Annotated in this window: 12 protein-coding genes; 9 read left to right on the forward strand and 3 right to left on the reverse strand. The window is 31.4% G+C overall.

Going from position 1 to position 13,143, the window contains the following annotated elements:
* Positions 1-121 precede the first annotated feature (121 nt).
* On the reverse strand, positions 122-736 hold the full coding sequence (locus BLU40_RS07705) for a DUF1684 domain-containing protein (protein WP_090121965.1): 615 nt from the start codon (positions 734-736) through the stop codon (positions 122-124).
* The gene (locus BLU40_RS07710; protein WP_090121969.1) at positions 736-1,266 is read right to left on the reverse strand and encodes a DUF4252 domain-containing protein; all 531 of its coding nucleotides are present in this window, start codon (positions 1,264-1,266) and stop codon (positions 736-738) included. The genes BLU40_RS07705 and BLU40_RS07710 overlap by 1 nt, the downstream gene beginning before the upstream one ends.
* Before the next feature lie 246 nt (positions 1,267-1,512).
* On the opposite strand from BLU40_RS07710, the gene BLU40_RS07715 reads away from it, so the two are divergent.
* The 4 genes from BLU40_RS07715 to BLU40_RS07730 all read left to right on the forward strand — a co-directional run bounded on the left by BLU40_RS07715 (position 1,513) and on the right by BLU40_RS07730 (position 5,484).
* Positions 1,513-2,742: an MDR family MFS transporter gene (locus BLU40_RS07715; RefSeq protein WP_090121972.1), complete on the forward strand. Its 1,230-nt coding sequence runs from the start codon at positions 1,513-1,515 to the stop codon at positions 2,740-2,742.
* A gap of 53 nt (positions 2,743-2,795) precedes the next feature.
* On the forward strand, positions 2,796-4,220 hold the full coding sequence (locus BLU40_RS07720) for a ComEC/Rec2 family competence protein (RefSeq protein ID WP_090121976.1): 1,425 nt from the start codon (positions 2,796-2,798) through the stop codon (positions 4,218-4,220).
* Positions 4,221-4,423: 203 nt separating this feature from the next.
* Positions 4,424-4,942: a hypothetical protein gene (locus BLU40_RS07725; RefSeq protein ID WP_090121980.1), complete on the forward strand. Its 519-nt coding sequence runs from the start codon at positions 4,424-4,426 to the stop codon at positions 4,940-4,942.
* 20 nt (positions 4,943-4,962) lie between these two features.
* On the forward strand, positions 4,963-5,484 hold the full coding sequence (locus BLU40_RS07730; RefSeq protein WP_090121983.1) for a hypothetical protein: 522 nt from the start codon (positions 4,963-4,965) through the stop codon (positions 5,482-5,484).
* A 58-nt stretch (positions 5,485-5,542) separates the two neighbouring features.
* Here the strand turns inward: BLU40_RS07730 and BLU40_RS07735 are convergent, their stop codons facing one another.
* Positions 5,543-6,313: a DeoR/GlpR family DNA-binding transcription regulator gene (locus BLU40_RS07735; RefSeq protein ID WP_090121985.1), complete on the reverse strand. Its 771-nt coding sequence runs from the start codon at positions 6,311-6,313 to the stop codon at positions 5,543-5,545.
* A gap of 322 nt (positions 6,314-6,635) precedes the next feature.
* Between BLU40_RS07735 and BLU40_RS07740 the strand changes: the two genes are divergently transcribed.
* From BLU40_RS07740 to glpT, 5 genes are all read left to right on the forward strand, one after another.
* On the forward strand, positions 6,636-8,195 hold the full coding sequence (locus BLU40_RS07740) for a glycerol-3-phosphate dehydrogenase/oxidase (RefSeq protein WP_090121987.1): 1,560 nt from the start codon (positions 6,636-6,638) through the stop codon (positions 8,193-8,195).
* Positions 8,196-8,236: 41 nt separating this feature from the next.
* Positions 8,237-9,733: a glycerol kinase GlpK gene (gene glpK, locus BLU40_RS07745; protein ID WP_090121989.1), complete on the forward strand. Its 1,497-nt coding sequence runs from the start codon at positions 8,237-8,239 to the stop codon at positions 9,731-9,733.
* A 30-nt stretch (positions 9,734-9,763) separates the two neighbouring features.
* On the forward strand, positions 9,764-10,492 hold the full coding sequence (locus tag BLU40_RS07750) for an MIP/aquaporin family protein (RefSeq protein ID WP_090121991.1): 729 nt from the start codon (positions 9,764-9,766) through the stop codon (positions 10,490-10,492).
* 35 nt (positions 10,493-10,527) lie between these two features.
* Complete coding sequence (locus tag BLU40_RS07755) at positions 10,528-11,295, forward strand: hypothetical protein (RefSeq protein WP_090121994.1); 768 nt, start codon at positions 10,528-10,530, stop codon at positions 11,293-11,295.
* A 492-nt stretch (positions 11,296-11,787) separates the two neighbouring features.
* A complete protein-coding gene (glpT, locus tag BLU40_RS07760) occupies positions 11,788-13,125 on the forward strand; it encodes a glycerol-3-phosphate transporter (RefSeq protein ID WP_090121996.1) in 1,338 nt (445 codons plus the stop codon).
* Positions 13,126-13,143 lie beyond the last annotated feature (18 nt).

A 13,143-nucleotide genomic window follows, 5' to 3' on the forward strand; every position in this document is an offset into this window, starting at 1 on the left:
AGCTCTTTTTTTTTTTTTTTTTTTTTTTTTTGTTTGTGTTTTTTTTTTTATTTTTTTTAATTTTTTTTTTTTTTTTTTTTTTTTTTTTTTTTTTTTTTTTTTTTGTGTGTGTGATTATTGTTTAATGCTTTTTAAATTTTTTAACTCCTGCTTTAATCTCTATATCTAGGTTGTTTTCTGAAGGAGGTATTGGGCAAGAATATTTGTGGTTGTATGCGCAATAAGGGTTGTATGCTTTGTTGAAATCTATAGTAATGGTTTTGCTATTTGTTGGTGGAATTTCTAAATCTATATAGCGTCCGCCTCCGTAGCTTGTTTTACTGTTCGTTAAATCGTTAAAGGGTAAAAATAAATGGTCTTTGTATTCGACTGAGGTTAAGAGACTTTGATTTTGGTAAATACTTAATTCAAATTCTTTTCCGTTTAAATTGAATGTTGCAACACCGTATTTTTTGTATAAAGGTAGGCGTTCTGTACTAGTCTTCATTTCAAACACAGGTTCGTTTGGTGTTAACTCAAAATTAGCTTCAATTTTATAAGTTTCGTTAATTTCAAAAAAATCTAATGTTTTAAATTCTTTTAAATCTTCTTTAGTTAAAGGAGATTCTTCTTCGTTAGCATAGAAGGTGTTCAATTCGTATTGGTGAAGTTTTATTTCTTCAGAATAATTTTTTTGAGAGTTGGTACAACTTGTAATTAAAAGTAGAAGTGTAAATATTGTAATAATTTTTTTCATTATTGAATTGAGTTTGGAATTAATTTAGGTTGTTGTAATAAAAGTTTTTGAGTAAAATTTTCAAATTCATCTTTTTCTGAAAGTTCTTTTATTTTGTTAGAGTCGAAAGATCCTTTTAAATAAAACGAGAATACCGTATTGTCTTTATAATTGAAATAAACAAGTTCTTTTACAATGCCGTCAAATTCTTTTCCTATAACAACAATGCGTTTGTTTTCTTCTGTTTTTCTAAAAATATCTTTATAGTGTGAAGAATTTCCGATTAAGTTAATTTCAGTATTTAAAATTTGGTGATTCGATGCGTTTACATTGTTTAGTGTAATAAAGCTAAAATCTGTCATATTGCTAAAAAATGAATTTGCTTCTGGCGATAAGCTACCAATTACATTTGCCATAAAACGTGGCATTTGAAAAGCTGTAGAACCAATATCGTTTTTATGTGTGTTGTAAAATTTTTGATAGGTGTAGGTTGGTCCGCAGCTGAATAAAATGGTTGAAACCAATATTAATATTGTGAAAATCCTTTTCATTGTATTGACTCTTAATAATTTAATAAACACAAATATAAGCTTGTTTTTTAGGTTGGTTAATTTTTTTTTGTAGTTTTGAAGAAAATTTACAACAAGACAAATGAAAAATTGTATTCAAAATAGTTCGGTATATAAATGGTTTTTTAAAATCATCGGGTGTCGTATTTTGAGCAATTATTAAATAATATAATAATATCAATTCAATTTTAACCCGGTTTTTTAACCGGGTTTTTTAGTTTTATAAATATGGTAAAGAGAGCAATTACAACGTATAAAAAATCGTTTAGCGGGCTATCAAAAGAAGTTTGGTGGTTGGCGCTAATTACATTTGTTAATAGGGCAGGAACAATGGTGTTGCCGTTTTTGTCGTTATATTTAACAGAAGATTTAAACTTGTCTAAACCTCAAGTAGGTTGGGTAATGGCTGCTTTTGGAGTTGGATCTCTAGCTGGATCGTGGTTGGGTGGTAAGCTAACACAAAGTTTTGGTTATTATAGTGTAATGTTTTGGAGTTTATTAACTACTGGCTTTATGTTTTTAGGACTTCAGTATGTAACTACGTTTACTGGTTTTGTAATAGGTATATTTTTAACAATGGCAGTTGCAGATACTTTTAGGCCGGCAATGTTTTTATCGTTAAAAGCGTATAGTAAGCCAGAAAATCAAACGCGTTCGTTAACGTTAATTCGTTTAGCTATTAATTTGGGTTTTTCATTTGGTCCTTTTTTAGGTGGAATTATTATTTCAACATTAGATTATTCAGGATTGTTTTGGGTAGATGGTTTAACGTGTATATCGGCAATATTATTAATGCGTGTGGTGTTGAATCCTAAAAAGGTAAAAGAACAAGTGGTTGAAAATAAGGTGGTTTCAGAAAATACAGCTACTTCGGTTTTTAAAGACTATCCGTATATAATTTTTCTAACGGTGGTGTTTATAATGGGGTTTATCTTTTTGCAGTTATTTACAACAATGCCGTTGTATTATAATGAAGTTCACAATTTAACTGAGGTTCAAATTGGTTTGTTAATGTCTGTAAATGGTTTTTTTATCTTTTTGTTAGAAATGCCTCTAATTCATTATATAGAAGAGAAGTTATTAAATAAAATGAAAATTATAACCTGGAGTTTGGTGTTAATGGCATTGAGTTATTTGGTGTTAAATGTTTCTGGTTGGTCTGGCGTATTAATTGTGGGTATGTTGTTTGTTACGGTTGGCGAAATGTTGGCGTTTCCATTTACTAATAATTTTGCTATGAATAGAGCTCCAAGTGGTAAGGATGGTATGTATTTAGCGTATTACACTATGGCTTTTTCTTGGGCGCATATTTTTAGTGCTAAAACAGGAATGGAAATAATAGATCGTTTTGGTTTTGATGCTAATTGGTATGTAATGGGAGGTTTAGGTTTTGTGGCTGTGTTTTTAATGGTGGTTCTTCAAAAATTATTAAAAAAAGAAAGGGAAGTTAAAATTTAACAATACGGTTTTATTTAATTCGTTAAATTTGAGTAAAATAAAATTGTATTGTTATGGAAGTTAAATTTATTGGCTTTCCGGAGGCTGTTTTAAAATCGAAGCCAAAAGGAGGTAAAACAGTTAAAAAAGTACTTTGGGGAGATTGGACGGTTGTATTAGATGAAAAAGATGATTACCGTAAAATTAAATGTAGAGGCGCTTATGGTTGGGTACATAAAGATAGATTGCAAGATGAACGTTTGCTAGAAATTAATTTTGTAGATGTTGGTCAAGGAGATGGTTGTTTTGTGGTTACGCCTAAAGATGAGGTTATTTTGGTAGATGCTGGTGAGGCAGATAATATGTATCGATTTTTGCGTTGGAGATATAATTTAAATCGAAATAGATACGTGGTACCGATAAAGCATTTAATTATTACGCATCCAGATCAAGATCATTATTATGGATTTAGAGATATTGTTGCGTCTTCTCGTTTTGCTGTAGAAAATGTGTATCATAACGGAATTGTAGAGCGAAAAGGGAAAGATGTATTAGGTAAAAAAGAAAATGGCTTTTTAACTGAAATTGCTGAAACTCATCAGCAGGTTGTTGACGTGGTGTCAAATGATGCCCTGAGAGGTAGAAAACGTTATCCAACCTTGTTAAATAATGTATTGAAAAAACAGCCTGATGCTAAAATTACAATGCTTAAAAAAGGAAGTGAAATTGATGGGTATACCAAAAATGATGACTTGAGTTTAGAAATTTTAGGGCCCTTAACTGAAGAAAAAAATGGAAAAACAGCTTTAAAATATTTTAAAAGTATTTCTGAAACAAAAAATGGACATTCTGTAATTGTTCAGTTAAAATATGGAAATGTAAAAGTGTTGTTAGGTGGTGATACTAATAATGTTGCTGAAGAATATTTAAGTGAGCACTACACTGGTTTTAATCCTAAAACGGTTGCTGAGGCCGATAAAGAGGAAATGATGAGAAAAGGGCGTGCTGTTTTTCAAACAGATATCTTGAAATCTTGCCATCACGGTAGTCATAAGTTTTTAGACGATTTTTTAAGTTTCTTTAATCCGGTAGCTACAATAATTTCAAGTGGCGATAATGAAACGCATACGCATCCTCGTCCTGAAACATTGGGAGCTATAGGTAAACATAGTCGCGGTATTCGTCCGTTAATTTTTAGTACAGAGTTAGCGCGTTCGGCAAAAGAGAAAACCGAATTAAAGGAAAAAGATATACTATTGTTGGCTAATTTGTATAAAAAAAGGAAAGCTGCTTCAACTTCAGAAAGAAAAAAGATAAACTCAAAAATAGATAATATTAAGTATCAAATTCAGCGAAATATTGCTGTGTATGGTATGATAAATGTTAGAACTGATGGTGAAAAAGTTATAATTGCGCAAAAAAAAGAAGCAAAAGGTGCTGGATTTATAATTTATGAGTTACACCCTAATAGTAATGGAGAGTTAGAGTTTAAAATGTAATATGTAGCTTTAAACTTATAATTATAAGTGTTAGTTGTGTTTTTTATGTAGAAAAGCACAAATACGGTTGCTCATGTTTTTTTTTTTTTTTTAATTTAGAGGTCTGTTAGAGAAACAATTGCTATGGTTCTTAATACAAACATTTTTTATTTATACATTTTTTAATTATTAAGACTAATTAGTCTTAATTTAATAGTTTACCTATGAAAAAAACAATTTTATTGGCTTGTGTATTATTTTTTATTTGTATAACGGTTAACAGCCAAATAACCAAAGGAAATTGGATACTTGGAGGGGACGCGATAATTAAGGGGTATAAATTTGAAAATTCTGAAAAATACCGCTACTATGCTGAGTTTTTTCCAAAGGTTGGGTATTTTGTGTCTGATAAATTGGTAGTTGGAGGTGAAGTTGGGTTGTATAAAGCTGAGAATTCTTTTTTATATACGTCATTTGTACCTTTTTCAAGGTATTATTTGCTTGATTCAGATAAAAATATTAACCCTTTTTTTGAAGGAGGTTTCGGTGTAAAGCATTTTAAATATAGAGGTGATGAAGGGGTTTTAACAGAGGTGATGTATTATTTTAAAGCTGGAACTTCTATTTTTTTTACCAATAGTGCAGCATTAAATATAACTCTTAATTATAAGAGGGATTCATTTCAGTTTCATAAGGAAATATCTGTGGCTTTTGGAGTTCAAATACATTTAGAAAAGAAATAATAACAAAGAATAGTTTATCTATGAAAAAAAATATTTTTTTAGCATTAGTGTTATGTTGTATATGTATAACGGTTAAAGGTCAAATAAGCAAAGGAAATTGGATGCTTGGAGGGGATGTGATAGTAAAAGGGTTTAAACATGAGGATTCTGAAAAATACCTTTATTATGCAGAACTTTTTCCAAAGGTTGGATATTTTGTATCTGATAAATTGGTAGTTGGTGGTGAAGTTGGGTTTTATAAAGCTGAAAACTCCTCTTTATATACATCGTTTGTCCCTTTTTGCAGGTATTATTTGCTAGATTATGATAAAAAAAATAATCCATTTGTAGAAGGGGGAGTTGGGTTTAAGTACCATGAATATAATAAGCTTGAAGAATCATTAACTGAGTTAATGCATTATTTTAAAGCTGGGGTATCTGCTTTTTTTACCAATAGTACAGCATTAAACATAACTCTTAATTATAAAAGAAATTCATTTCAATTTGACAAGGAAATTTCGATGGCTGTCGGAGTACAAATACATTTAGAAAAGAAACGTTAATTAAAAAATAAAAGTATTAAAATAAAAAAAGCAACTTAATTAAGTTGCTTTTTTTATTTTATACAATTGTAACGTCTATGCCTAACTCGGTAAGTCGTTCTTTTGTTTTTTTATCAATATTATTGTCTGTAATAATTTGGTCTACTTCATCAAGTCCGCAAATTTTTCCAAAACCTTTTCTTCCAAATTTAGAAGAGTCGGCTAGTACAATAATTTTTTGAGCGGCTTTAATCATCTCTTTGTTTAGTGATGCTTCCATAGAATTGGTAGTTGTAAGCCCAAACTCTAAATCTATACCATCTACACCTAAAAATAATTTAGTGAAAGTAAATTCTGAAAGCATTTTTTCTGCAGTTGGGCCAATAACAGAAGAAGAGCTTTTACGAACAATGCCGCCTAATTGCATAACATCAATATTGGTGTTTTCAGAAAGTATTAAGGCTGTGTTTAATGAGGCTGTTAAAACTGTTAAATCTTCGGTAGTAGCGCTTATGTGTCTTGCAAATTCAATTACAGAGGTTCCTGAAGCTATTATAATGCTGTCATATGGAGCAAGGCTTGCTGCAGCTGCTTTGGCAATTCTGTTTTTTTCTTGCGGATGAATTTTTTCTTTTATGTTTACGTGGTGTTCTTTTATATATGGGTTGGCCGGTACGGCTTTTCCGTGAGATCTAAATAGTAATTTTCTTTCTTCAAGAAGTTTTAAGTCTTTTCTAATAGTAACAACTGAAACGTTAAAGTCTTGACTTAGTTCGTTTACATTAACGTAGCCATTTTCTTCAAGTTTTTTTAATATTAATTGATGTCTGTCAACAATGTTTAATGTCATTCTTTTTCTTTTTTATTATACAAAAGTAAGCTTTATAGGAAGAGAATGAAAGTAAAATGAAAGTAAAATGAAATTTTAAGTGTTTTTGTGGTGGTTTTTTAAAATGTTGAAGTTTAAGTGTTTTTCTTTTCTTGAACCCTTGATTTTACTAGGGTTTAGGTTTCGTTTTATGTATATTTTTTTGTTACTAAAACGTTTGAAACCTATGATAAATGTCATAAAAAGTTAAAAAAAACTAAAAAAAGCTTTCGTTTTGTTTCGTTCTTGTGTACATTTGAAATGTAAAAGTAAAAAAGATATATAATTAAGAAAATATAGAGTCATGAAAAGAAGTGAAATGATTGCAAAATTAGAGGGGAAATCCAACGTGTATGATTTCATAGTGATTGGTGGTGGAGCTACTGGAATTGGAATTGCTCTAGAAGCGTCAGCAAGAGGGTATTCGGTGATATTGTTGGAGAAATCTGATTTTACAAAATCTACATCAAGTAAAAGTACAAAATTAGTTCATGGTGGTGTTAGATATTTGGCGCAAGGAGATGTTGGGTTAGTTAGAGAAGCTGTTGTAGAGCGTGGTTTGTTGGCTCAAAACGCACCTCACTTAGTAAAAGATCAATCATTTATTATTCCAACACACGGTTTGTTTGATGAAATACAATATACAATTGGTTTAACATTGTATGATTTATTAGCAGGAAAATTAAGTTTAGGTAGATCTAAAAGAATATCTAAATCAAAAACTTTAAAAAGGTTACCTACAATTAAAGCAGGTAAAATTTCAGCAGGTGTAGAATATCATGATGGTCAATTTGACGATACTCGATTAGCAATCAACACATTACAAAGTTCTGTAAAAAAAGGAGCTGTGGTTTTAAATTACTGTAACGTAACTGGTTTAATAAAAAATGCTGCTGGAAAACTAGAAGGTGTAAATTTTACAGATGAAGAAAGTGGTAAGCAATACGAAATAAAAGGAAAGCAAATTGTGAATGCTACAGGTGTTTTTGCAGATGATGTTTTACAAATGGATGCACCTGGATCTAGAAAAACAATTGCTCCAAGTCAAGGTGTTCATTTAATGTTAGATAAATCGTTTTTGTCTGGAACAGATGCAATTATGATACCTAAAACAGATGATGGAAGAGTTTTATTTTTAGTGCCTTGGCATAATAAAGTTGTTGTTGGTACTACAGATACGCCAATTAAAAAAGAATCTCTAGAGCCTATAGCATTGGAAGAAGAAATTGAATTTATTTTAGCTACCGCTAGTCGTTATTTATCTAAAGCTCCAAAACGTAGTGATGTACTTAGTGTTTTTGCTGGTTTACGTCCTTTAGCGGCTCCAAGTGGAGATGGAAAGAAAACGAAAGAAATTTCAAGAAGTCATAAAATATTTACGTCAGATTCTGGGTTACTAACTATGGTTGGGGGTAAATGGACTACTTATAGAAAAATGGGTGAAGACTTAGTAGATAAAGCTGAAAAGCTGCACAATTGGGCACATATTTCAACGCAAACTAAACATTTAAAAATTCACGGATATAAGGAAAATGTAGATCTTACAAATCCTTTATATTTTTATGGCTCAGATGAAGAAGAAATTCTGAAATTAGCTAGCCAAAATAAACTTGAAAAAGAATTAAGCTCAACTTTGAAAGTTATCGAAAGTCAAGTAGTATGGGCAGTAGAAAATGAAATGGCACGTACAGTTGAAGATTTCTTAGCTCGAAGAACTCGCTGTCAATTGTTAGATGCTAAAGAAAGTGTAAAAATGGCACCGAGAGTTGCTGAAATTATGGCAAAAGAACTTGGAAAAGATGAAGCTTGGAAAGAACAACAAATAAAAGATTATGTAGATGTAACTATGAATTATATTCTTTAAAAAATGTAAAATAAAAATAACCTAAATAACCAAATATTACAATGGAAAATAAATTAATTTTAGCCTTAGATCAAGGTACAACGTCATCAAGAGCAATTTTATTTAATAAAAATGGAGAAATAGTTAAGGTATCTCAAAAACCTTTTGAACAGTTATTTCCTAAGCCAGGATGGGTTGAACACGATGCTAATGAAATATGGTCTTCTCAAATATCTGTAGCTGCCGAAGTTGTTGCTCAAAAAGGCATTACAGGTGAAGATATTGCGGCAATTGGTATTACAAATCAAAGAGAAACTACTGTAGTTTGGGATCGCGAAACAAGCGAGCCTATTTACAATGCTATTGTTTGGCAAGATAGAAGAACTGCTAAATATTGTGATGAACTGAAAGATGCTGGTCATATTGATATGATTAAAAAGAAAACAGGTTTAGTTTTAGATGCATACTTTTCTGCAACTAAATTAAAGTGGATTCTAGATAATGTTGAAGGTGCTAGAGAAAAAGCAGAAGCAGGAAAATTATGTTTTGGAACTATTGATACTTGGTTAGTCTGGAAATTAACTAGGGGTAACATGTTTATTACAGATGTTTCTAATGCAAGTAGAACAATGCTTTTAAACATTCATACTTTAGAATGGGATGAAGAGTTATTAGAATTATTTAACATACCTAAAGCTATTTTACCAGAAGTAAAAGAAAGTAGCGAGGTTTATGGAACTACGGCTACAACATTATTTTCAACAAAAATTCCTATTGCTGGTATTGCTGGAGATCAACAAGCTGCGTTATTTGGGCAAATGTGTACTAAGCCTGGTATGGTTAAAAATACTTACGGAACAGGTTGTTTCTTATTAATGAACACAGGTGAAAAAGCAGTTTATTCAGAAAATAATTTATTAACTACAATTGGTTGGAAAATTAATGGTAAAACTACGTATGCTTTAGAAGGAAGTGTATTTGTTGGTGGTGCTGCTATACAATGGTTAAGAGATGGTGCTAAAATAGTAAAAACGGCTCCTGGAATTAATCCTTTAGCTGAAACTGTTGAAGATAACGGTGGAGTGTACTTTGTGCCTGCATTAACAGGTATGGGAGCTCCTTACTGGGATCAATATGCTCGTGGAGCAATGATGGGTATTACTCGTGGTACAACAGATGCGCATATTGCCAGAGCTACTTTAGAAGGTATTGCTTTTCAAGTTTACGATATTGTAAAAGCTATGGAAGCAGATGCAGGTGAAAAAAGTATTGAATTAAGAGTTGATGGAGGTGCTGCAGCAAGTGCTTTATTAATGCAAATTCAATCAGACTTATTTGGGTTTAAAATTATTAGACCAAAAACATTAGAAACAACTGCTTTAGGTGCAGCTTATTTAGCTGGATTAGCAGTGGGTTACTGGGATAGTGTAGATGATATTCAATCTCAATGGATTGTTGATAAAGAATTTCATCCAGTAGAAGAAAGAGAAACTGTAGATAAAAAGCTGAAGTATTGGCATAAAGCAGTTAAGTGTGCTCAAAACTGGATTGAAGATTAAGTTTTATTAATAATTTAAAAAGAAAATATTATGTCAATTTTAGTAGCAGAAATATTAGGTACAATGATGCTTATCTTGTTAGGTAATGGGGTAGTGGCAAATGTTGTACTAAACGGAACAAAAGGAAACAATTCTGGATGGATAGTGATAACAACAGCCTGGGCGTTAGCGGTTTTTGTAGGTGTTGTAGTTGCAGGGCCGTATAGTGGAGCTCATTTAAATCCGGCAGTAACTTTAGCTTTAGCAATTGCAGGTAAAATGTCTTGGGCTTTAGTGCCTGAATATATTGCAGGAGAAATGATTGGAGCTATGTTAGGTGCCTTTTTAGTTTGGTTGGTTTATAAAGATCACTTTAAAGCAACAGAAGATGAAGGTGGTAAATTAGCTTGTTTTAGTACAGGACCAGCAATAAGAAATACGTTTTCAAATTTAATAAGTGAAATAGTTGGAACATTTGTGTTAATCTTCGTTATATTTTATTTAGCTGGGCCAAGTATAGAAATCGCAGCTGATGCAGAAGCAACAGTAGGTTTAGGTTCTTTGGGTGCTTTGCCAGTTGCGTTTTTGGTTTGGGTTATTGGTTTGTCTTTAGGAGGAACTACAGGTTATGCAATTAACCCAGCGCGTGATTTAGGACCTAGAATTATGCACGCAATTTTACCAGTAAAAGGTAAAAGTGATTGGGGATACTCTTGGATTCCTATTGTTGGGCCAGTGATTGGGGCAACTATTGCAGCTTTGCTTTTCGGAATATTATAATTTTTTAAACTAACAACCAATTTAAAATTAATAAAATGAAAAATATATTTATGCTGCTTTTAGTAGCGGTGCTATCAGTACAGTTTACTTTAGCTCAAGAAACAGAATTAAAAGATAGTCCTATTGATTTTTCGGTAGATTTAAAATCGAATCACCTTTGGAGAGGTTTGGTAATTACTGATAAACCTATGGTAGCTGTATTTACTTCTGTAAAATTAAATGAAGAAGGTAGTTTTACTACGGGATTTTGGGGAGGAATGTCTTTGTCAAATGAAAGTGATGGAACTTCATATAAAGAAATAAACTACTATGTGCAATATGCTAAAAATGGATTCTCAATAGGTTTATGGGATTTGTTTAATACAAGAGGTGTTGCTAGTCCAGATGTATGGGATTATGATAAAGAAACTTCAGGTCACTTATTAGATTTAAGAACTTCTTATAGATTTGGTGAAAGTTTTCCTTTAAGAGTAGAAGCAGATGTGCTTTTATTTGGAAGTGGAGATGGACAATATGATAATTTAGAATTTGAAAAACGTTATTCTACATATGTAGAGCTTTCTTATCCACTAGTTAGGGATGCTAAAGTAAACTTAAACGGATTTGTAGGTGCAGGATTTTCATTAAATGGAGATACTCACTTATACGGAGATGGTCAAGAAAACTTTGATTTAGTTAATGTAGGTTTAACTGCTTCAAAAAAAGTGAAACTAGGAAATTATACATTGCCAGTTTCTGCAACAACTTTATGGAACCCCTCTTTAAAAATAGCAAGAGTACAATTTGCGGCAACGCTATTCTAACGGATAAACTATAATTGTATTTACTAGCTCAATTATTTTGGTAGTAAACCCCCTTAATTAGTATTTAATAGTCGTACTGGTTTGGGGGTTTGTTTTTGTATAAACTTTTAAAGTTTATAAATTTAATGTGTTTAAAAAACCTGTAATGAAAGTTACAGGTTTTTCTTTTTTTTTGTTTTAACTAATTAAAATATGTAGATAAAAGTCTGTTTAATTTTAAGTTTTTTAGCTTGTTTTTATTGTTCGCTAGAACCTGTTTTTTTTAATAAAAGATAATTTTATCCGTTATTTTAATGTTTTTTTATGATTTATGTCATTTTTTGTTAAAAAAAACAAAAAAACACTTTCGAGATGTTTCGTTTTGCACTACATTCGCTTCCCTTTTAAAAATGAATGAATATTCATTTAAAAAATAGCTAGTTACGAAAACGTTTTAGAGTTTGTCGAAATTGATTTTAAATGGATTAAAAATAAGATTAAAAATTATTGATAATGTTAAATATATTTAAACCTGCAGTTCATAAAGAAATAATGTCGGAATCTAACATAGATTCAAATTATAAGCGTCTTCGTTTACAAGTGTTTTTAGGAATATTTGTTGGGTATGCAGGTTATTATTTAGTGAGAAAAGTATTTTCACTTGCTATGCCAGATTTAATAGCTCAAGGATACTCAAAAACAGAATTAGGTTTTGCATTGTCTGGAGTGTCTATAGCTTATGGTATTAGTAAATTTTTAATGGGTAATGTTTCAGATAGAAGTAATGCACGTAATTTTATTACTGCAGGCCTTGTCTTGTCAGCTTTAACAATGATTGTTATGGGAGTGTTGCCTGTAGCAACATCATCTATTTTAATAATGTTTGTGTTGTTAATTTTAAATGGATGGTTTCAAGGTATGGGATGGCCTCCTTGTGGTAGAGTTATGGTGCACTGGTTTTCTATTAGAGAACGAGGTACTAAAATGTCTATTTGGAACGTAGCCCATAATGTTGGAGGAGGAATAATAGGTCCTTTGGCAATTTTAGGAGTTGCCATTTTTGCTGATTGGCATGCTAAATTATACTTTCCAGGATTTATTGCCTTAGGGGTTGCATTAGTAACATGGTTTTTAGTAAGAGATACACCTCAATCTTGTGGTTTACCAAATATTGAAACTTATAAGAATGATTATCCAGATAATTATTCAGAAAAGTTTGAAGAGGAAATGTCTGCAAAAGAAATTTTTTATAAATACATATTAAAAAACAAATTGTTATGGGCTATAGCTTTAGCAAATGCATTTGTATATCTAGTTAGATATGGTGTGTTAGATTGGGCTCCTTTATATTTAGAAGAAAGTAAGGGGTTTTCAATAAAAGAATCTGGTTGGGCATACTTTGCCTATGAGTGGGCAGGAATACCTGGAACTTTACTTTGCGGTTACTTAAGTGATAAAGTTTTTAAAGGTAAACGAGCTCCAGTTAGTATTATCTATATGCTTTTGGTATTGCTTTCAGTTTTTATGTATTGGACAAGCGATTCAATTTTAGCGAACTCTGTAGCTTTAATATGCATTGGTTTTTTAATCTACGGACCCGTAATGTTAATTGGGGTTCACGCATTGGATTTAGTACCTAAAAAAGCGGCAGGAACTGCAGCAGGGTTAACTGGTTTGTTCGGTTACCTTGGTGGTGCTTTGTTTGCAAATATTGCTATGGGAGCTGTAGTGGATCAATGGGGTTGGTCTGGTGGATTTGTTGTGTTGATGGGAGCTTGTGTACTAGCCATAATTTTAATAGCCATTACTTGGATACTTGAAAATAGAGGTCATAATGGTATTCATGAATAAGAAAATAATCAATAGAAA

The organism is Lutibacter oricola (assembly GCF_900106565.1).
Lineage (GTDB): Bacteria > Bacteroidota > Bacteroidia > Flavobacteriales > Flavobacteriaceae > Lutibacter > Lutibacter oricola.